We start from the raw sequence: 20,927 nt of genomic DNA, 5'->3' as shown, positions 1-20,927 counted from the left end.
GAGTCGCAAAATAATAGCATTAGTAACGAAATTCAAAATATATTCTGAATCAAAGCTTTATCTAAAAAATCCCGGAGGAGTTAATTTTGAGCCTAACTGTTTCAATTCGATGGTCTTGCTTGGTCATAATCGTGAAGGTATATGGTCCAATTGTGACTGATTCTCCTTTCTTGGGAAGGTTCTCTGTAAGCGAGAGAATCAAGCCTGAGAGCGTCTCAAAGTCACCTATTGGCAAATCCCACTCATATTTATCATTCAAATAATCAATTTCATGTCTGGCGCTGAGCACAAATTCCTGATCGGATATTTTCTGCTCCATCAGATCATCGCTGTCATATTCATCTTCTATTTCGCCAAAAATTTCCTCAATAATATCTTCCATCGAGACGATTCCACTCGTCCCTCCAAACTCATCTACGACCAAAGCCAGACTTTTTCGCTCTTGGATAAACTGAATCAACAACTCATTGGCCAAGGCAGATTCAGGTGCAATGATAATCGGAGTAAGGATTTCCGCTATGGTTTTGGGCTTTTTGAAAAGCTCTAACTGATGGCAATATCCAATCACATCATCGATCGTCTCTCGATACACAATTACTTTTGAATGCCCGCTTTCTTCGAAAACCGCTTTCAATTCCTCCATAGAATCTTCCACTTCAACGGACACTACATCGGTTCTTGGAACCATACATTCCCTCAAGCGGACTGTTTTGAATTCTACCGCGTTGTCAAAAATTTTAGTGTCAATTTCGACGTGCCCTTCTTCTTTGGCCTTAGTAATGTGATTTTGAATAAAGCTATTCAAATCAGTTACTGTAAATACAGGCTTATCTTCACTGTACTCCAATCGAAGGATCTTGGTGATAAAAAATCTCGACAACCATACCGTAGTCCATACAACCGGGTAAATCAAGACATAAATCAACCAAAATGGTAATGCGAAAAAATTCAACATACTGTTTGGATTCAGCATGAAAAGGCTTTTCGGAAGAAATTCAGCAGTAATCAAAACAATCAATGTGGAGACAATTGTCTGAGAAAAGAGAATAAAACCTTCATTATTCAACGCACTAGGCAATATCGTCTTTAATGGCTCCTCCATCAGGTAAGCCATAAAAATTCCATAAAGCACCAAAGAGATGGTATTGCCCATCAGCGTTGTCCCAATAAACTGACCAGGTCTTTGAACAAAAACACTTAATAGCCTGCCTGTTAGATCGCCTTGCTTATTTTGAAGTTCGATTTGCAACTTATTGGAAGAAATAAATGCGATTTCCATTCCTGAAAAGAACGCTGAAAAAATCAATGTGATGATCACATATATAAAATAAGATACTTCCATTATTAGCGTTTTTTGGAGGATTTGGCTTTCTTCTTATCCGAAGGAGGTTCTTGTGGGACTTTCATTTTACGGTATTGAAACCAAAATAACAAAGCTACCGCAAACATAAAAATTGCGTAGGAGGCTTCAATTCCTACAGTTAGCGACTGATGAACCCCAATGATAATCAGGGCTAATGAAAGTGAAAGTATAATTGCGTCAGTAAGTTTCAATGCAATGAAATTTTGGAAGTCGTTTGGCAGTGCAAATTAAAGGAAAGAAATTTGATTCCTTTTTACATCCCTTCACCGGGAAGTAATGTTCTGCTGTCTCGAACATTCATCAGTTTGTAAGTGGAAAAAGATTGATCTGCTTCCAAACCCGTACCGTTAAAAAGAGTTTGCTTTTCCTGTACCGTAACAAATTTATCTGTGTAGATCCGCTTTTCGTTCGGATTCCAAAAGATTTCTTCGGTTTGAAGCGATTGGTCTTTGATCAGATTTTTGACTTGCACATCTCCGACCCCTTTATATAAATTTTCAGATTTGAGAAAGTAACCCTTGTCAGCCCGCAAAGTAGTCCCTAAGCTTCCATCCTTTTCAAAAAACTGAATCGCTATTCCATCCGGAAACTCCATGTTCCCATTTGCAAACTCTAACTGCTTTGGAGCTTTGATATCCAATCTCATAATAGCAGAGTCGCTTTCTATCAAATGAATGTTTATTGCAGTATTAGTAGGTCCATCATAAACTTGAATAGCAGCAACATCAACACTCTCACGACAGGAATTCATCGATACTAAAAAAATCAAGCCCAAAAGAAAATTGGAAAATGTTTTCATAACACAAAGATAGGTCAAAACTCGCTGCATAGAAACTAAAAAAGGCAGCCATATAGACTGCCTTTTCTTATAAATTATTAGGATTTAATCTCTTGTCGCCAAAGTCACTGTCTCACCAATCCAGCATCCTGTGTTAAGAGTTGCTCCAACTTGCATTCCTTCAGTGAAGACCTCTTCTCTTGAAGGAAATTGATTTCGAGCACTCGCCATACCTTGAGAATCGCCAGCACGTTGGTAAGCATTGTAAGCAGCGATATAGATTGATCTATCCTTAATTCTACTTTCGCCTCCTTTACAATCATTGAATGAGTTCATGTACATGCCACCAATCAAAGAATAAGCATCAGAGGTTTTAGAGTTGTCCAATTCAGCAGCTTCTTTTGCAGCAGCTCTAGCCGCAGACTTTTTGCCCTGCTTCGCATAGATTTTCGCAAGCTCCATTTTAGCATCTGATTTCTGAGTAGCATTTTCGGCTAATGTATAAGCCTGATTCCACATTCCCTCAGCTTTGTCTGACTGATCCTCCTGCATGTATCGCATAGCAATTACCTGAGAGGTAGAGAAGCTAGGCTCCTTAGCGTGTTTAATCTCCAATGCTTGGAGGAAAGCAGCAGAGGAGAAGCATTTATACTGTACAGAATACTTGAAAATTTGATCAGCCAATACTTCATTGGTAGGATCAGCCTTCAATTTTGATCCCATAGTATTTTCGATGAAATCGCAATCAATTAATTCCATCGCCACCAACAGTTGCTCCAAAGTACCTTTTTGATTGGTTACATCTGTACCTTTAGCAGCCTCAGTATCTAGCATAGCTTGGATTTTATCATGAATCGCAAGGATCTCTTCACCAGTGTAAGCCTTGTTGTAAGCATAATTACGATAAACCAAATCAAAGTATGCTGCGGTCAATTGATAATTAATTGTCCCGTTTAGCTCCATTGCTTTTTCAAAATCTGCAATAGCACCTTTCAATTTGTCCTTATCACTTTTATAAAACTGGTATCCGTAATAAGCTTTGTTTTCAATCCAATTGGATTCGTTATTGAAAAGCTCACCTCTTTTTTCATAGATCGCAATCACAGAATCCTGATAAACTCCTTTTTTGGCAGCATCAGTTACTTCATCTGCAGCGCCTTTGTAGATATTTACGCCATTGATGTAGATTGATTCATTCAACTCAGGAACATTCACCAGCAACCAATTCAATGGATGAGTAGCATCCACAAATTGTTCTGACTTCATGTAATCCGTATAGGCGGCGTTCAATTCTCTTGCTTTCGCCTCTTGAGCTGGATCGGCAGGCCAATTCCATCCGTCTTGTGCTTGAACCATACCTGCCAGGAGGACAGCAGATAGAGCCAGTAGTGTAGCTTTCAGTTTCATCTTATTATTCGGTTTAATTCGGGGATCAATTTTAAGGATATTAATTTTTTTGACAAAAGTAATTACTTAGTTTGATCTTGATTGTTTATAATTTTATTCAAATACGCGTTTATAGAACCAGCTATTATCATTCAATGAGAAGCCTAACGTGAAGTTGATATAGTTTTCTCTGATGAGTCCATTATTAGTTGTTCCACGTTGTCCTACCTTCATTGCAAGGTTTAATAAAGAAAGTTGGTTCAGTGGTAGGGAAGCTCCAAAGTTGATGCCAAGATCATTGATATTGGTATTGTTCAAATAGTAGGGAGTCTGTTGAAACTCCAATCCAAATCGATAAGTACTTCGCTTCAGCGAGTTATCAATAGCCAAGTAATCCGGAACAATTTGAAATCCTAAACCTATTTTGATAGCTTCTTTCAACTGGGTCGGGTCATCCAAAAATGATCGATATTGTTTGAAATCCTGGTATTGACCTTCTAGTCCAATCGCATATTTATTCACTTTTTCGAAGGAAAAACCAAACCCATAACGATTTGGAATATAGACACTTCCAGGCTCATCATTGGCGATCAAATCACCATCAGTATCAAGGTCATTGGCTTGACCAATCGCGGCTAATTTGGCAAATGCCTTACCATTGACAGCCCCTAAGTTTTCATAGATCGCTCCTAAGTGTAAATTCTTCTTTTCACCAAGTGGAACCATGTAATGTGCACCCAATTTATACCCCACATCTGAAACTGTTAATCTTTCATAATATTCAGATGGAATGCCCACATCCACTCCTAAAGTGTCGGTCAACCTCAATTGGTTAGTTCGGATAGAAGATCCAAATAAATAGGATCCCTGTATGCCTAGACTCAAATTTTTTGCAACAACAAATCCCGCACTCAGATAGGCCTCAGAGATTCCACCATCACCTCTGATAAAATTATTAGCATTAATCGTTGCATTATTGACTTGGCTATTGATCAGCAAGCGATAATTTACAGAGCTGATTTGATTTAAGCCAAGACCAAGTGTTGTTTTTCCAGACTTTACAGGAAGTGAAAAGGCAACGTATGAAAGTCCTCCACCATCCACATCGGAGGTTTCGCTTCCATTATTCACATTTAATTTTTTGTAATTCAGGGCCGCCTCAAAATTGAAAATAGTATTTCGAGTGGATAAGGCGGGGTTTACAAAATTCACGCTCCAGCCTGTACCATAGCTTATTCCAAGTCCACCCATTGCTTGATTGGTGGCACTTCCGGAATAATTAAACTCTCCCAAACCCAATGCACTGTAGGTCGAGGAACTGGTCTGAGCAGAGACTTCACTAAATAAGAAAAGGGTGCAGAGTACACCCAGCAATTGCAATTTGATTTTACTCAACATTGTGGTTTAGAATAGCATTCAATCCAAAAAGGACCAAATTTGGGACTACAAATATGTGGTCTTTTACTAATGAATCAAAAGATTGTGCGTCTCCTCCACAAACAAAGACCTTTAATTGTGGAAATTCTTGCTGATACCCATTGATTTGACCGACTATTTCATATCGGACACCAGACCAGATTCCGATCTGCATGCATTGAACTGTTGTGCTACCATATAATTCAGTCGGTATTTGATTCAATTCGACCAAAGGAAGCCTAGCTGTAAATTGATTCATCGCTTTGGCCCGCATCCTCAGGCCTGGACTGATCGCTCCTCCGAGGTATTGCCCTCTTTCAGTGACCAACTCATAAGTGATACAACTTCCCAGATCAATTGCTAAAACAGGCTTACCTCCGGATTTGGACCATGCTCCAACAGCTGCAGCAATCCTGTCCAGCCCAAGGGTGTGGGGAGAGGCATATTGATTTTGGATTGGAAAAGCAGTCTCATGAGTTAAAAAAAGAAAATCAAATTGAAATTCCTTCCGAAGCTCCTCATAAGTCCAGCGCACCGAACTAATCAGACAATCTTCAAACTGCAGAGAATCAAAACCTTCTTTTGCCTGAGCCAAGTCTTCATATGCGGCCTCCCAAAGCAGCGCTTCCTGATTAAAAAGCGCAGCTTTGATTCGAGTATTACCTATATCAATGATCAGATTTGCCAAGGGATGAATATTAGGTGTGCAAAATAGCCATTATAAAAAGCAGGTCATTTTATCAATGTTAATTTATCTTTGAGCTAGCAGCTACTTAACAAAATTTAACCCATGAACCACTCCAGCTACACAGTTATAGGTCTAATGTCAGGCACATCGGGAGATGGATTGGACTTGGCTCTGTGCGAATTCAATAAGGATTCATCTTGGTCATTTCAAATTTTAGAGGCAGAAACTTCTCCTTTTCCCAAAACTCTTGAATTGGACTTGATGAGAAGTCATACACTTTCTGGACTGGAGCTGTCTATCCTTGATGTCAGATTTGGGAATTGGATGGGCGAACAAGTAAATCAGTTTTGCAAAAAATACCGTTGTAAGCCGGATGCAATTTGCAGCCATGGTCATACAGTATATCATCAGCCTGAAAAAGGACTGAGTTTACAAATAGGAAACGGTTGGGCATTGTATCAACAAACCGGAATCAAAGTCATCAATGATTTTAGAATGCTGGATGTACAACTGGGAGGACAGGGAGCGCCACTGGTGCCGATAGGAGATGAGTTGCTTTTTCCGGAAATGGATTTTTGTATCAATCTCGGAGGAATCGCAAACATCAGTATGAACTGGGAAGGAAAGCGAATCGCATTCGATACTTGTCCGTTTAATCTTCTTCTCAATCCCCAAGCAAAAATTTTGGGAGCTGATTACGATGACCAAGGGAAATGGGCCAGTGAGGGGAAAGTAGACCAAAACCTCTTGAAAGGTCTAAATTCAATTTCCTTCTATAAAAAAAACAGCGCAAAATCTCTGGGAAGAGAAGATCTTGAAAAAGATTTCCTCCCCCTGATTTCGGCTTCTCAAGCTTCTGAAAAGGATATTCTTGCCACTTTGATTGACCATTATGCATTTCAAATCAGTACTGTGATTAAAGATTTTTCCAGCAATGCTAATCCAAAAGTACTCTTGACAGGAGGTGGCGCATACAATGAATTCTTTATCCAATCCCTTGAAAATCATCTTAATGCTGCTATAACTATCCTAAAAACAGCGCCCCAACTAATCGAATTTAAAGAAGCATTAATATTTGGTTTCCTTGGTGTTTTAAGACTTAGGGGAGAAATTAATTGCTTAAGCAGTGTCACCGGAGCCGATCGGGATTCCTCCGGGGGTATGATCTTTGGATAACCGATACTCCTTCTGTAGCTAGGTAGCAGTATTAATTTTTATATTTTTGCGCAGCAATAAAAACCCAAATATTCATGCAGGAATTATTAAAGAAGTTTGAAAATAAACAGCCGGAAATTGTCTTTGAATGGAGCGATAGCGAATCAGAAGCAGAAGGCTGGGTGGTGATCAATTCACTCAGAGGTGGCGCAGCCGGAGGTGGTACGCGGATGCGAAAAGGACTGGATAAGCGTGAGGTAGAATCCTTGGCAAAAACCATGGAGGTGAAATTCACCGTCTCAGGACCGGCTATAGGGGGCGCAAAGTCCGGGATAAATTTTGATCCCAATGACCCAAGAAAGGCTGGTGTCCTAGAGCGTTGGTACAAGGCTGTGATGCCATTATTGAAAAATTACTATGGTACTGGAGGAGACATGAATGTGGATGAAATCCATGAGGTAATCCCTGTGACAGAATCATTTGGTCTTTGGCACCCACAGGAAGGGATCGTCAACGGTCATTTTCATGCTACTGAACCACAAAAAATCAGAAAAATAGGACAGCTTCGTCAAGGAGTATCCAAGGTGCTAGAGGATCCAAATTTCACCCCAAACGGAGTAAAGAAATATACCGTCGCTGACATGATTACAGGATATGGAGTCTCGGAAGCAGTGAGACACTATTATCAATTATGGGGAGGTGAGCTAAAAGGAAAAAGAGCAGTCATTCAAGGCTGGGGAAATGTAGGTGCAGCTGCAGCTTGCTTTTTGGCAGTGGAAGGGGTCAAAATTGTTGGTATTATCGACCGTGAGGGAGGATTGATCAATGAAAATGGTTATAGTCTGGACGAGGTAAGGGAATTATTCCTAAACCGATCCGGAAATAAATTGGTCGCAGACGATCTCATTCCTTTTGATGAACTGAATGAAAAAATCTGGGATCTGAAAAGCGAAATCTTTATCCCTGCAGCAGCTTCCAGACTGATCACTAAATCCCAAGCTGAGCGGATGGTTGAAGCTGGATTAGAGGTGATCTCTTGTGGCGCTAATGTGCCTTTTGCGGATTCGGAGATTTTCTTTGGTCCAATCGGAGCCTGGACAGATGATCGAATAGCCTTGATTCCTGATTTTATCGCAAATTGCGGGATGGCTCGAGTATTTGCCTACCTCATGAGTGATAAAGCGGAAGTGACTGATCAGGCTATTTTCGATGATGTAAGCAGAACCATTCGAAAGGCCTTGGAAAAGACACATGCCGAAAATCCTGAAAAAACCAAACTGGCAGAAAGCTCCTTTAAAATAGCTTTGGCACAACTCGTGTAATTTCAGTGTATAAGATCCATCCGATGGAGTTAATTTTTGATTAATTCCATCGGACTACTCTTTGAGGATTGTGGAGTTTCATCCAAAATCAGTAGTTTAGCAGAAGTTCATTAGTGAAATTCACCCAAGCCAACTAGTATATTGAACTTGACAGTTTACCCAGCCGAACCTATTAAATAAATGAAAAATTTTATCCTTAGTTTTTCCATTTTCTTCGGATTACTATTTTTTGGAAGCTTTCATGTATCCACTGTTTCAGCGCAGAATCCAGAAACAGAAGTTGTTCAAGAAGCAAATGATGAGATACATGGAGATGCTGCAGAGGATCATGAAGCAAATGCCAGTGAGCACGGAGATGCGCATGCGGCTCCGGTTTGGCTAGTGATTCCTTTTGTAATGCTCCTGTTGATGATTGCGACGGGTCCTTTGTTTTATGAGCATTTCTGGCACAAAAACTACCCGAAAATTGCCATAGGGTTGGCGATACTGGTCGTCTTTTACTATCTATTTATTTTAGGGAATGTGCATAGCCCTGTACATGCGATGGCAGAATATGTTCAGTTTATAGCCCTATTGGCTTCACTTTACATCGCATCGGGAGGAATATTAATTGAGATTGATAAAAAGGCAACACCAATGGCCAATGTTTCCTTGCTATTGATTGGAGCTTTGATCTCAAATTTGATAGGAACTACGGGTGCTTCCATGCTTTTGATTCGGCCTTTTATCCGATTGAATAAAGGAAACATCCAAGCCTACCATATCATTTTCTTCATCTTTATGGTCAGCAATATTGGAGGTTCATTAACTCCAATCGGAGATCCACCACTATTTCTTGGATTCTTAAAGGGAATTCCATTTTTCTGGACATTAGAGCATAACTGGCCTGCATGGATTTTTGCATTACTTCTTCTAGCTGGGGTGTTTTACTTCATTGACAAAAAGTTTGGCAAGACTTCTGATGATGCGGAAATTGAAGACATCACCTATTCAAACAAATTTTCATTGATCGGAGTCCGGAATTTCGGATGGTTATTTATCATCATTTGTTCTGTATTTCTAGATCCAAATGTGATTGAGGGTGTGCCCGCGATCCATTATGAAGGTCAGAAATTCTCATTTATCCGAGAACTAATCATGCTTTCTGTAGCTGTGTTTTCATACAAATTTGCTGATCAAAGAGCCATCAAGGGCAATGAGTTCAACTTTGAGCCAATTCGGGAAGTAGCATTTATCTTCATAGGAATCTTTGGAACTATGATGCCTGCACTAGAGCTCGTGGGGATTTTTGCCAAGTCACCAGAGGGAGCGGCTTTGATTACACACAATACACTTTATTGGGGTACGGGGGTACTATCCGGGTTTTTGGATAACGCTCCAACTTACCTGAATTTCTTAGCTGCCGCTATGGCATCAGAAGGAGCTTCTATCAATAATATCGAAGAAGTGAGAACATTCGCTGCAAATGGTTATGAGGATTCTGCATTCCAATTGATGGCTATTGCAATTGCCTCCGTGTTCTTTGGAGCGATGACTTACATTGGGAATGGACCGAACTTCATGGTAAAATCCATTGCGGAACAAAGCGGGATCAAGATGCCTTCTTTCTTTGGCTACATCATCCGATTCTCACTTCCAGTATTATTACCAATTCTATTCTTGGTTTGGTTGATCTTCTTCGCTTTCGCTTAAAATCTCAGATCCTTATATCGGAAGCAATCTTCTAAATGGTCATTGACCAAGCCTGTAGCCTGCATATGGGCATAGAGGGTGGTACTTCCTAAAAACTTGAATCCTCGCTTCTTCATGTCTTTGGCTAATCGATCAGATTCTTCGCTAGTCGCAGGTGCATTTTCCATAGATTTCAAAGAATTCTGTTTAGTTTTTCCACCTACAAAGTCCCAGATATAATTCGAAAAAGACCCAAACTCCTGCTGGACTTCCATAAAACGTTTGGCATTATTGATAGCCCCTCTGATTTTCAAAACATTCCTAATGATATTTTTATCCTGTAGCAATTCCTGGACATAGCTTTCCGGAAATTCTGCCACGATCTCATAATCGAAGTCTGCAAACGCATTACGATAACCTTCCCGCTTTTTCAAAATGGTAGACCAACTCAGTCCAGCTTGTGCACTTTCCAGTACCAAAAACTCGAAATGTGTTCGATCATCATATACGGGCACACCCCATTCCGTATCATGGTAGGCGACATATTCAGCAAAACCGAGACACCAAGGACAACGAGTTCTGGAATCTTCAGGAATAAACTTTGTTTTCATAGCAATCAATTTAAATAAAAGTAACAGATAATTGGGATGCTGTAAAAGAGGTCCTTAATTTCTCGGCTGAAATTAAAAATCACAATGATTGCCACCTCCTCCCTTGAAATCAGTGCTAAAGCATACCGACAAAACATTAAGTATATCCGATCGGAAATAGGACCAGATCCGGTTATTTCCGCAGTGGTAAAAGGGAATGCCTATGGTCATGGGATTGCTCAGATGGTTGAAATTGCTGAAAAAGCAGGAATCAGACATTTCAGTACTTTCAGCTCTGACGAAGCTTTGGAAGTATTTCAGCATTCTAAAAAAAAATCGGATATCATGATTTTAGGGATGTTGTATTTGGAAGAATTAGAAGAGCTAATCCAAAAAGGAATTAGCTTTTACGTTTTCGATTTTGATCGTTTAAAGGCTGCAATTTCAATTTCAAAAACCACTCAAATCCGAGCCAAAGTCCATATTGAGGTAGAAACTGGCTTTCACAGGACAGGCTTTGAATGGAAGGATCGAGAAAATCTGGCAACTATACTTTTGGAAAATAGTGAAGCCATTTCACTGGAAGGCCTTTGTACCCATTATGCCGGAGCAGAAAGTGTCAGTAATTTTGTTCGAGTTAAAAACCAGATTGCTTCTTACCATGAGTTTAAAGATTACTTTTTAGAACAAGGCTTAACTTTCAAGAAATTTCACACTGCCTGCTCTGCAGCAACCTTGATTTTTCCAGAAACAATCATGGATATGGTTCGAATAGGCATTGCCGGATATGGTTTTTGGCCCACCAAAGAGACTTATTTTGCAAAACTTCATGATCTCCCAAAAAACAATAAAAATCCACTTCGGAGATTGATAACCTGGAAGAGTACCGTGATGAGCCTCAAGGAAGTTAAAATGGGCGAATTTGTGGGTTATGGAAATAGCTTTATGGCCCTTGAAAATATGAAGATGGCAATTGTTCCCGTTGGCTATGGGCATGGATTCAGCCGTCTTTTAAGTAATCAAGGCCAAGTATTGATTCAGGGGCAGTTTTGCCAGGTGGTCGGAACGGTGACAATGAATGCGATAGCTGTGAATATCAGCAAAGTGAAAAATGTGAAAATCGGCGATGAGGTAATCCTGATTGGCAAACAGCGAGGCAAGGAAATTACAGTAGCTTCCTTTTCGGAATCAACCCAACAGGTCAATTATGAGTTATTAACTCGCTTGCCAAAAGATATTCCTAGGAAAATAATCCCATAAAATGGTATCATCGCCTTGTTTTTAAAAGGGATAACTTTAAGTCCTACTTTTTGGGAGAAGTATTCCAAATTTCCCAAGCAGCCTCAGCCTGTAATACAAGCATTTCGTAGCCATTTTTAGCCTTACCGCCCTTCTCAAGGCAAACTTTCATCAATTGAGTTTCGGCTGGATTGTAGACTAAATCATAGACCCTATGGTTCGCTGTCAACTGATCAACTGGAATGTCGGGGATTTCTTCAATTTTGGGAAAAGTCCCCACAGGGGTAGTATTGACTATAAGGCGAAATTCATTTAGAAAACTTGGATTCTCTTTCAAATCCTGATAAGTCACCATTCCTGGTTTTGAACTTCTGGAGACGCTCAAAAACTTAATTCCAAGAACCTTCAATGCTTGCTTTATCGCTTTAGATGCCCCACCGGTTCCCAACACAAGCGCATTTGGGCGCTCTGATCCGAGCCATTTTTCAAGTGAATTTTTAAATCCTATGTAATCGGTATTATTTCCATGAAGCTTCCCAGATTGAATCTGGATACAATTAACTGCACCGATTTCTGCACATGCCGGATCCAGTTTATCCATGAAAGCTTTCACCTGCTCTTTGTAGGGAATCGTGACGCAAAGCCCCTCTAATTCTGGATTATTTGTAATTATTTCCTGTAGGTGATTTATATCAGGTATCTCAAAAAGTTCGAAGCTACAATTCGTTATACCTTCCTTTTCAAATTTTTCCTGAAAGTATTTCTTCGAAAATGAATGTCCTAGGGGAAAACCGATCAAGCCAAATTTTCTCATTATTTTTTCAAATACGCAGCCAAACGATCAATTCCAATAACCAGAAAAATTCCAAACAAAAAGGCTGCAATTGCTATCCCAATCAAAGGCTCCAATCCAGTCTGATCCAAATATTGAGTAGGCAAAAGGTTTTCTGTTAAAAAAGGTTTTTGTTCCCCGCTTGAGGAGGTTCGATAGGCTGTGACAATTTTCCAAGGCCAAAGCTTATTCATCGAACCTAGCATAAACCCTGAAAGCAAACCTATTGTGGTGGCATAATAACGCTTTAGCAGCCAAGAAATCACCCTACTGAAAGATAGAATTCCAATCACACACCCTAAAGCAAAAACCCCTAAAGTGAGGATATCCTTATTTGAAACCGCCTCCAAAATCTGCTCGTACTTACCCAGAATAAGTAAAATAAAGCTTCCGCTTATACCGGGTAAAATCATTGCACAGATCGCAATTGCTCCGGATACAAATGTAAACCAAAGAGCATCTGGACTACTGGTAGGAGGAAGTTCAGTGATAAAATAAGCCCCGACCGTACCGATTAGTAAAGCCACAATCACTCCTAAATGCCAGCGTTTGATCTCACGAAGGATCACAAAAGCACTGATAAGAATTAATCCGCAAAAAAATGACCACAAAGGAATCGGGTGATCATTCATGAGAAATGTAATCAGCTTTGAAAGTGAAAAGATACTAGTCAGGATACCAAGCAATAAACTCAACAGGAAAGTACCATTGACTGCCTTATAGAATTTTTTGACCTCAAACTTGAGCAACAGTCTGAAATTAGCAGTATGAAAGGAGTTGATACTGTCTAGCAATCGCTGGTATATACCTGTAATCAGGGCTATCGATCCACCTGAAACGCCAGGTACTATATCGGCTGCTCCCATTGCCATACCTTTGAAGAATGTAAGGAGGTACTTTTTAATTAAATCCATTGTCAAAAATAAAGGCTGATCGGTACGTACCAATCAGCCCATTTGGAGTGGGTATTTTATAATTTGATTTCTCCCAGAAAATGGTCGAAAGTGTCTCCTCTTAATCCAAGTCGTATTGTTTCGAGTGGAATAATTTCGGAGGGGCTGATATTTCCAAGATTAACGTTCGCTCCTATCAATTTGATAAACCAGACCTGTTGGGATTTGATAGGTGCTTCCCAGATGATTCGTTCTTCTGGGATTTTGGTTAAAATCTCTTCTACCAATCCTTGTCTTACTTCTCCAGAATCTCTAAACAAGCCCACGTTACCACCTTCTCTGGCTTCTCCGATCACTTTCCAGGCTCCAGCATCCAATTCAGTCTGCATTTGCTCTATCCACTTGTATGGCGGAATGATCTTAGCGGCATCTTTTGATCCTACTTCGGATAGGACAGTTACCTGCTTTGCCAATTCGGAAATGTATTCACACTTTTTGTCGTGATTCAAAGAAATAGACCCATCTGATACCTCAGCAAAACCTAAATCATATTTATCTAACACCTTACGGTAGTCATCAAATTGTCCTCTGACAATAAATGCTTCAAAAAGAGTACCCCCAAGGTAAACCGGTATTCCTGCTTCTTTATAGACTGCAAGTTTCTTATCAAGGTTTTTTGTGACATAGGATGTAGCCCAACCAAGCTTCACAATATCTACAAAATCAGAGCAGCTATCTACAAAATCTTCAGTTTCTCGGACTGAAAGGCCTTTATCCATGGCCATAGTAAATCCTGTGGTTCGAGGTTTTTGAGTCCGAACGGGGATGTTATTCAAAATATAGTTCATTAGCTAGGTTTTGTTTAGGACTCGGGATTTTCCTCCCGATACTGAGAAATAATCTTGTAAATCGCTTTTTGCTTTTTCAATTCAGGCATCAACTGATACAAGATGATATGTTTTTCGAAGTCCAAAGTTAAACCATTTTCTAAAAATGAAAACGCCTCTTTATAATTGCCCATTTTGATTTGGTAAACAACCATCCTAAAATACAATTCTGCAGATTCCGGTAGCTCTTCTATTCCTTCCAAAGTCACATCAATGGCCTCTTCAAATCGATTTTGCTCATAATAGATCAAGGAAAGATTGACATAAGTCTCCATTATTCCTGGTTCTAAGTTGATTGCCTCTTCATAGGCTTCCGAACTTGCTTGCATATTTCCAAGATTAAATTCTGCATCTGCCAGACCAACCCAATAGTTTGCATTTTCTTTGGTAAGCTTGAGTGCTTTCTTGAAATAGTGGATGGCTTCAAAAAATTTTTCCTTTTTCAGCATACACATTCCCAGCCCAAACCAAGCATCATCATACTCCTCGTCCAGCTTTGCCGACTTTTTGAAATATTTAAATGCTTCATCCAGTCTACCCAATTTCTCATAAGCAGCTCCCATGTAGCAGCAGTTTTCTGCATTTACTCCTTCACAGTTTATGGTGTTTTGATAGGCTTCCAAAGCAAGTTCGAACTGCTCGGTATTCATCAGAGCATTTCCAAGATTGAAATATGCAGATGCAAAAGCATCATCAATCAAAATAGCATATTCATAAGCTTTTATCGCTTCCTGAAATCTTCCAAGCCTATTGTAAACAACACCTAAGTTGTACCAAGCACCAGCGCTGTAAGGATCCTGATCAATAAACTCCTGATAAAAGTCTAAAATCTCGTCAAAGGACCCTTCCTCTTCGGTAATCATTGCCAGCTGAAAAAGCGCATCTTCATGATTAATCCGAAGTTTCACTGCCTCTTTGAAATAATAGCTTGCTTTTACATTATCACTTTGAATTCGATAGAGATTTCCAAGCGAATAATATACCTCCGCTTTGTCCTCTGCCAAAGGAAGAAAATTCTCCAGCAAATCGATCCCCTCCTGATGTGAGCCGGCTAGAATGTGTGCATTAGCGAGAGCCAGAATGATTTCCTCATTATTAGGAGAGATATTATTGATGTTCTCCAGAATACTCATCCCTTCCTCAAGCTCATCATTGAAGATGAGACATTGTGCTTTCAAAAGCTTGATTTCTACAGAATAGGGGAATTTTTCGAGACAGTATTCTGAAGCTCTCAAAGCCTTCAGAAATTTTTGTTGATCAAAATAAAACCGGATAATGTCTTCCAGTTCCTCTTCTTCAAAATATAAGTCAAGATTGGATTTTAGAGAATTTTCAAATCGCTCTACCAGTTTTTTATCGTTTTCCCAATCGTGATCGTGATCTCCGGTCATTCGAATGCGTTATGGTTTACTTAATTTACCAAATAATTTGTTCTGTCAAAATCAGGTATTGTTAATTTTTCTTCCCCTTCCATAAAAGGTATCAAAAGAAGAAAAATCAGGTTGATGAAAACGGTAGAAATTGAAAATAAGTTTACCTGGCCCAGCGAAAAGTATCTTCTAAGGAGAAATATTCAAAATTTAATAGATCCTGCGTTTTCTTGTTTTCAAAAACTGTTTTTTGCTTTGAAATCAGAGCAGTTTTTTTGTTCAACGGACTTTTGCTCAATCCAAGTTTTCGAAATATTCCATTAAAAAATACCACAAGATTCAATAAAAGTGGATTTACAGCTTTATTTGGAGCTTTCTTCCCAAATTGTTCTCCCATAATTTGAAAGAATTTTTGGTAAGGAATTCCCTCTTTATTGAGGATAAATCGCTCTCCCCATTTATTTTTTTCCACCAGTAGCTTTGTAATCTTGGCCGCGTCTCTTACATCTATGTAGTTTATATTTCCAGAGGGGTAATACCTATTTTCTTCAAGTACATAGTGGTATATATCTGTGCTACTCCTATCGTCAGCTATTTTTCCTAATAGTATCGAAGGATTGACTACTAGAAGGGTTAGCCCTTCTTGCTCTCCTCGCCATGCTTCCAGTTCTCCGTAGTATTTCGAATTGGCATATACTGTATTTAATGGAGATTCTGTCCATTTAAAGTTTTCATCAATAATGAGTTGCTCTTGACTTCGACCTATAGCTGCTACAGAACTTATATGTACCAATTTTTTAACTCCCACAAGGAGCATGGCATTTACTAAGTTTGCGGTACCTTTCACGTTGGTCTGGTAGAGACTAGCCTCATCTTTTGAGTCAAAAGAAACCATTCCTGCAGCATGAATTACCAAGTCAATTCCTTGTAGTGCGGCCTCTAAAGAATCTATATCTGCCAAATCTCCTTCCAACCAGTGAATATTTGATTCCAGACTTTCAGTAAGTCGCTTGGAAGAGGAAGGTCGGACTAATCCACTAATTTCTCCCAATTCAGAAAATTCCTTTGCGAGATAACTTCCAAATAATCCAGTAATGCCAGTAATCAGAATTTTCATAAAATTTCACTGATCAAAGTAAAGAGTTCATCCACTCAGATTGTTTGATCTTAGAATAGATTTTTGATTTGGGGAGCATTTCAAGCATATCCAGATATCGCTCATTGTGACAATCTGTTCCAAAAAACTTTACTAATCCCCGCTCTATAAGCATTTCTCCAAAATCTTTTACTTGTTTGGAATAAAATCCAGTCAGCGAAAGTAGATTGACTTGAAAAAGAATATTGCGATCAACCAAATCTTCTAAAAGCGACTTGTCATGGATTAAATATTGATAACGCTCAGGATGAGCTAGAATAGGCTTATATCCTGCCATTTCTAATTGAAAAATTATCTCTAGGAGCATCTGAGGCTTATTGATAAAGCCTGTTTCTACCAAAATATAACGATCGCCAAAAGACAATAACGGTTGACCACTTTTAACTTTCTCAAGAAAGATCTCATCCATGTAGTATTCAGCAGCAGCTTCAATTTCTATGGAAATCCCTTCTGCTTTGACTGATTTGCGAAGGTCTTCAAGCCCCATATTTATAATTTCGGGCGTATTTTTGTAATACTCCGACATAATGTGGGGAGTGGTGATAATTTTTCGAAGGCCAAAATCAGAAAGTCTTTTGATCAACTGGAGAGATTCCTCCATAGTTTTTGAACCATCGTCAATCCCAGGGATCAAATGCGAATGCATATCTACTTGCAGCCAGCTCAAATCCAGCTCTTCCAACTCCTCTGGCTTTCTCTTCAAAAAATCTAATAATCCCATTATAATCCTCCTTCATTTATTATAAATTCACTCAATGAAGGCCATAATGCATCTTTTTCGGATATGATCGGTTCTTTGATCTTCCAATCAATAGCCAAATCGGAATCATTCCAAAGTATTCCTCCTTCACTGGCTTTGTTGTAGTAATTAGAGCATTTATATGCAAAGACAGCATCCTCCAATACAGAAAAGCCATGGGCAAATCCACTTGGAATATAAAGAAGATTACTTTTCTCAGCATCCAAAACTGTTAAATACGATTGCCCGAATGTCGGCGAATCAATTCTCAAGTCTACAGCTACATCAAGGACAGAACCTTGAATCACTCGCACTAGTTTAGCTTGACTAAATTCCCCTCGTTGGAAGTGAAGACCTCTCAATGTTCCTGCTGTGGAAAAGCTTTGATTATCTTGAACCCATCCATGATCGAGATGAATATCATTAAACCAATCAGCTCGATAAGATTCAAAAAAATATCCTCTGTTGTCAAGAAATTTTTTAGGGAATATCTCCAATACACCTGGAAGTGATGTTTTTACTATTTCAGCCACTTTTTTTTTCTACTTGCTATGAAATTAATCATCAAAATAACTACCTCTCAATAGACTATCCTAATCTATTGTGATGAAATATGGCGAACTTTGTTACCAGAGTCGAAACTACTTTCTTAAAATAATAGAAACTTGAACTTGAAATGATTCTCAGTAGAACTTTTACATGTTCAAATTGAGTTCTAATAGCAGATCACGATATATATGAGTAAATATTCCCGGAAAATTCAAAAACTTCACGAAACTGCCCCAAAAGAAAATACTGCAGTCCTTGTCAGTATCATTCGCCAATATCAAACCGAGCAAGAGACTGAGGAACACTTAGATGAGTTGGCCTTTTTAACTGAAACACTCGGTGCTAAAACGGTATATCGCTTTACCCAACGAATGGAAAAGCCAGATATCAAGACTTTTGTTGGGTCCGGTAAGCTTGAGGAGATTCTTTCCTATATCACCCATTTCGAAGTGGACATGGTGATTTTTGATGATGACCTTTCTCCCTCTCAAATGCGAAATCTGGAAAATGAACTCAAAGTGAAGATCTATGATCGCTCGCTTTTGATTTTAGACATTTTTCTAAATAGAGCCCAGACTGCTCAAGCAAAAACGCAAGTTGAATTAGCTAGATTTCAGTACTTACTGCCTCGATTGACAAGAATGTGGACTCACTTGGAGCGTCAGCGAGGTGGTACGACTACACGAGGTGGATCCGGTGAAAAAGAAATTGAAACGGATAAGCGAGATATCCGAAACAGGATTACCTTACTTAAAGAAAAGCTTCGAGAAATCGAAAAACAGGGTGAAACTCAGCGCAAAGGAAGAAAAGGAATCGTTCGGGTTGCAGTAGTAGGATACACGAATGTGGGTAAAAGTACCTTGATGAACTTAATTACCAAAACAGATATTTTGGCGGAGAATAAACTGTTTGCTACAGTTGACTCAACCGTTAGAAAAGTAGTGCTTGAAAATGTCCCTTTTCTGTTATCTGATACGGTTGGATTTATACGAAAACTGCCTACTCACCTCATCGAATCATTTAAATCTACTTTGGATGAGATTCGCGAAGCGGACTTATTGGTCCACGTAGTGGATATTTCTCATCCCCATTTTGAAGATCATATCGCTGTGGTCACTCAGACTTTGAATGAAATCAAGGCTGGAGATAAGCCGGTTTTATTGGTTTTTAACAAAATCGATCTGGTGGAAACTATGCCAAGCGAAGAAGAAAGTATGCAGATGACCGAGCTGGAGCTTGAAGAAGCCAACTACCTTGATTTTGATTCACTTTCAGATGCCTATGAAAAGAAAACAGGAATCAAGCCAGTATTTATGGCCGCTGCAAGTGGACTGAATGTTGAAGGTTTTCGGCAAGCCTTAATTTCAGAGGTGAAGAAGCAACACCGAAAGATCTATCCGCATTATTTGGAAGATGAAGTGGTCACTTGGACAGAAGAAGAAAAGTAATCACATCCGAATCCGCCAGTCTTTTGGGTAATAATTATTGATTCGATTTCCAAGATTTTTAACCCAACCAAGTGGCAGTTGCTGGTAGGTCATCAAAACCCATCCTATTGGTAAATCAGTTAATTCCAATTCGTTTTTTCTGAGAAAATCCAAGGCTTCGGTCTTGGATAATTCCCGTCTAGGAAAGCCATTTTTCGGTAGAAGTGAAAGCGCCCATTCATGGCTTGGAATCCAATCCTGTTTTTGCTTTTTGCCCAATTCGACCCCGAAATACTTCAAACTTACATGTTGGGAAAGCTTTTGAAAGTGTAAGTTCCAATCTTTTGATATCCGGAAGTACGAATCATTCAACGTGTAATATTTTCCCGATTCTTCAAAACCTAATTCACGATCCATTTCAGCGGAATCACGGTCCCAGATTTCCTTCAGATAGTGATGTTTGAAATCCTTGACACGCTTTGGTTCTTGGATAAAAGCATCCTCTGACCGCTGAAGTATCGTAATAAAAAATCCTTCCCCATTCACCAAGTGAGGAAAAAACCGATAGCCGAAATACCTTTTTCCTTCTGCATCCACTATAGTTTCCCGGATTTTCCAATCGGAATCCAGCGGTATTCGAACAGGTTCATAGGAAAACTCTTCGGTCAAAAACCGAATCATATCCTCATTCTCTTGCTCATTAAAAGTACAGGTACTGTAAATCAAATATCCTCCAGCCTTTACCAATGCGCCAGCTTGATCCATAATTCTTTTTTGGCGAAGCTCACAAAGTGTCACATGATCCGGAGACCATTCGGTGCGAGCTTGCGGATCCTTTCGGAACATTCCCTCACCGGAACAAGGTGCATCTACTAAGACAAGATCAAAAAATCCTTCCAAAGGAGAAAAGTGCTCCGGATCATTATTGGTGACGATCGCATTTCCCAATCCCCACTTCACAATATTTTCCTTTAAGATCTGTGCTCGAGATTGGATTACCTCGTTAGCTACCAAAAGTCCATTTTCACCCAGATAAGAAGAAAGTAAGGTGCTTTTTCCTCCTGGAGCGGCGGCCAAATCCAAATAAATCCCTCTGGGAATTTCAAGGCTTTTTAAAATATGATCGATGAACATGGAGGATGCTTCCTGTACATAATATGCCCCGGCGTGAAAAGCCGGATCTAAAGTAAATGAAGGCCGCTCTTTCAAAAAATAGCCTTGATCTGACCAAGGAATGCTGGATTTCTCCCAATCAAGCTCCACCTGCTTTGCTGAATTCAGCCGAAGCGAAGTTTGGGAAGGTTCATCAATAGCTTTTTTGAACGCTGAAAATTCCTCAGATCCTAACAAATCAATCATTTGGCTTTCAAAAGCCTTTGGTAAAAGAATATCAGACATGGAACAAATATAAGTTATGCCTCCACCTTAGCCGGGAAATCTCTTAAAAAATGTAAATTCATAAAATT

The 20,927-nt window shown here is 39.5% G+C and carries 20 protein-coding genes; 5 read left to right on the top strand and 15 right to left on the bottom strand.

Features of this window, described 5'->3' with window-relative positions; genetic code table 11:
• Positions 1-61: 61 nt before the first annotated feature.
• The 6 genes from BVC88_RS01760 to BVC88_RS01735 all read right to left on the bottom strand — a co-directional run bounded on the left by BVC88_RS01760 (position 62) and on the right by BVC88_RS01735 (position 5,631).
• Positions 62-1,342 carry a hemolysin family protein gene (locus tag BVC88_RS01760; protein ID WP_075348919.1) on the bottom strand — a complete coding sequence of 427 codons (1,281 nt, stop codon included), beginning with the start codon at positions 1,340-1,342 and terminating at the stop codon, positions 62-64.
• Between the two features lie 2 nt (positions 1,343-1,344).
• Positions 1,345-1,554, bottom strand: a complete 210-nt coding sequence (locus BVC88_RS01755; protein WP_075348918.1) for a hypothetical protein — start codon at positions 1,552-1,554, stop codon at positions 1,345-1,347.
• Between the two features lie 62 nt (positions 1,555-1,616).
• Positions 1,617-2,162 (bottom strand): LPS export ABC transporter periplasmic protein LptC, encoded by a 546-nt coding sequence (gene lptC, locus BVC88_RS01750; protein ID WP_075349421.1) that lies wholly within the window; start codon positions 2,160-2,162, stop codon positions 1,617-1,619.
• Positions 2,163-2,246: 84 nt separating this feature from the next.
• Positions 2,247-3,548, bottom strand: a complete 1,302-nt coding sequence (locus BVC88_RS01745) for a hypothetical protein (protein WP_075348917.1) — start codon at positions 3,546-3,548, stop codon at positions 2,247-2,249.
• A gap of 93 nt (positions 3,549-3,641) precedes the next feature.
• Complete coding sequence (locus BVC88_RS01740) at positions 3,642-4,925, bottom strand: hypothetical protein (RefSeq protein WP_075348916.1); 1,284 nt, start codon at positions 4,923-4,925, stop codon at positions 3,642-3,644.
• Positions 4,915-5,631, bottom strand: a complete 717-nt coding sequence (locus BVC88_RS01735; protein ID WP_075348915.1) for a type III pantothenate kinase — start codon at positions 5,629-5,631, stop codon at positions 4,915-4,917. Before BVC88_RS01735 ends, BVC88_RS01740 begins: the two co-directional genes overlap by 11 nt.
• A 102-nt stretch (positions 5,632-5,733) precedes the next feature.
• Between BVC88_RS01735 and BVC88_RS01730 the strand changes: the two genes are divergently transcribed.
• The 3 genes from BVC88_RS01730 (at position 5,734) to BVC88_RS01720 (ending at position 9,800) form a co-directional block, all read left to right on the top strand.
• Positions 5,734-6,807, top strand: coding sequence for an anhydro-N-acetylmuramic acid kinase (locus BVC88_RS01730; RefSeq protein WP_075348914.1), 1,074 nt, complete (start codon positions 5,734-5,736; stop codon positions 6,805-6,807).
• A gap of 74 nt (positions 6,808-6,881) precedes the next feature.
• Positions 6,882-8,108 carry a Glu/Leu/Phe/Val dehydrogenase dimerization domain-containing protein gene (locus BVC88_RS01725; protein ID WP_075348913.1) on the top strand — a complete coding sequence of 409 codons (1,227 nt, stop codon included), beginning with the start codon at positions 6,882-6,884 and terminating at the stop codon, positions 8,106-8,108.
• Positions 8,109-8,288: 180 nt separating this feature from the next.
• Entirely contained in the window at positions 8,289-9,800 is a 1,512-nt protein-coding gene (locus tag BVC88_RS01720) for a sodium:proton antiporter (RefSeq protein WP_075348912.1), read from the top strand.
• Here BVC88_RS01720 and BVC88_RS01715 read toward each other — a convergent pair.
• Positions 9,797-10,390 carry a DNA-3-methyladenine glycosylase I gene (locus tag BVC88_RS01715; protein WP_075348911.1) on the bottom strand — a complete coding sequence of 198 codons (594 nt, stop codon included), beginning with the start codon at positions 10,388-10,390 and terminating at the stop codon, positions 9,797-9,799. The genes BVC88_RS01720 and BVC88_RS01715 overlap by 4 nt on opposite strands.
• A gap of 84 nt (positions 10,391-10,474) precedes the next feature.
• On the opposite strand from BVC88_RS01715, the gene alr reads away from it, so the two are divergent.
• On the top strand, positions 10,475-11,629 hold the full coding sequence (gene alr / locus BVC88_RS01710; RefSeq protein WP_075348910.1) for an alanine racemase: 1,155 nt from the start codon (positions 10,475-10,477) through the stop codon (positions 11,627-11,629).
• Positions 11,630-11,672: 43 nt separating this feature from the next.
• Here alr and BVC88_RS01705 read toward each other — a convergent pair whose 3' ends face one another.
• The 7 genes from BVC88_RS01705 to rfbC all read right to left on the bottom strand — a co-directional run bounded on the left by BVC88_RS01705 (position 11,673) and on the right by rfbC (position 18,018).
• A complete protein-coding gene (locus BVC88_RS01705) occupies positions 11,673-12,422 on the bottom strand; it encodes a shikimate dehydrogenase family protein (RefSeq protein ID WP_075348909.1) in 750 nt (249 codons plus the stop codon).
• The gene (locus BVC88_RS01700) at positions 12,422-13,354 is read right to left on the bottom strand and encodes a DUF368 domain-containing protein (protein WP_075348908.1); all 933 of its coding nucleotides are present in this window, start codon (positions 13,352-13,354) and stop codon (positions 12,422-12,424) included. Before BVC88_RS01700 ends, BVC88_RS01705 begins: the two co-directional genes overlap by 1 nt.
• A gap of 56 nt (positions 13,355-13,410) precedes the next feature.
• Entirely contained in the window at positions 13,411-14,181 is a 771-nt protein-coding gene (locus BVC88_RS01695) for a phosphosulfolactate synthase (RefSeq protein WP_075348907.1), read from the bottom strand.
• A gap of 14 nt (positions 14,182-14,195) precedes the next feature.
• Positions 14,196-15,611, bottom strand: coding sequence for a tetratricopeptide repeat protein (locus BVC88_RS01690; RefSeq protein WP_075348906.1), 1,416 nt, complete (start codon positions 15,609-15,611; stop codon positions 14,196-14,198).
• A gap of 142 nt (positions 15,612-15,753) precedes the next feature.
• Positions 15,754-16,707 (bottom strand): NAD-dependent epimerase/dehydratase family protein, encoded by a 954-nt coding sequence (locus BVC88_RS01685; RefSeq protein ID WP_075348905.1) that lies wholly within the window; start codon positions 16,705-16,707, stop codon positions 15,754-15,756.
• A gap of 13 nt (positions 16,708-16,720) precedes the next feature.
• The gene (locus BVC88_RS01680; protein ID WP_075348904.1) at positions 16,721-17,467 is read right to left on the bottom strand and encodes a tyrosine-protein phosphatase; all 747 of its coding nucleotides are present in this window, start codon (positions 17,465-17,467) and stop codon (positions 16,721-16,723) included.
• Positions 17,467-18,018 carry a dTDP-4-dehydrorhamnose 3,5-epimerase gene (gene rfbC / locus BVC88_RS01675; RefSeq protein WP_075348903.1) on the bottom strand — a complete coding sequence of 184 codons (552 nt, stop codon included), beginning with the start codon at positions 18,016-18,018 and terminating at the stop codon, positions 17,467-17,469. Before rfbC ends, BVC88_RS01680 begins: the two co-directional genes overlap by 1 nt.
• A gap of 204 nt (positions 18,019-18,222) precedes the next feature.
• On the opposite strand from rfbC, the gene hflX reads away from it, so the two are divergent.
• A complete protein-coding gene (gene hflX / locus BVC88_RS01670; RefSeq protein ID WP_075348902.1) occupies positions 18,223-19,482 on the top strand; it encodes a GTPase HflX in 1,260 nt (419 codons plus the stop codon).
• Here the strand turns inward: hflX and BVC88_RS01665 are convergent, their stop codons facing one another.
• Positions 19,483-20,859 carry a methyltransferase RsmF C-terminal domain-like protein gene (locus BVC88_RS01665; protein ID WP_075348901.1) on the bottom strand — a complete coding sequence of 459 codons (1,377 nt, stop codon included), beginning with the start codon at positions 20,857-20,859 and terminating at the stop codon, positions 19,483-19,485.
• Positions 20,860-20,927 lie beyond the last annotated feature (68 nt).

Source organism: Algoriphagus marinus (genome assembly GCF_001936475.1).
GTDB lineage: Bacteria > Bacteroidota > Bacteroidia > Cytophagales > Cyclobacteriaceae > Algoriphagus > Algoriphagus marinus.
Note: the sequence above shows the minus strand (reverse complement) of the source record. Positions and strands in the feature narration are given on the sequence as shown.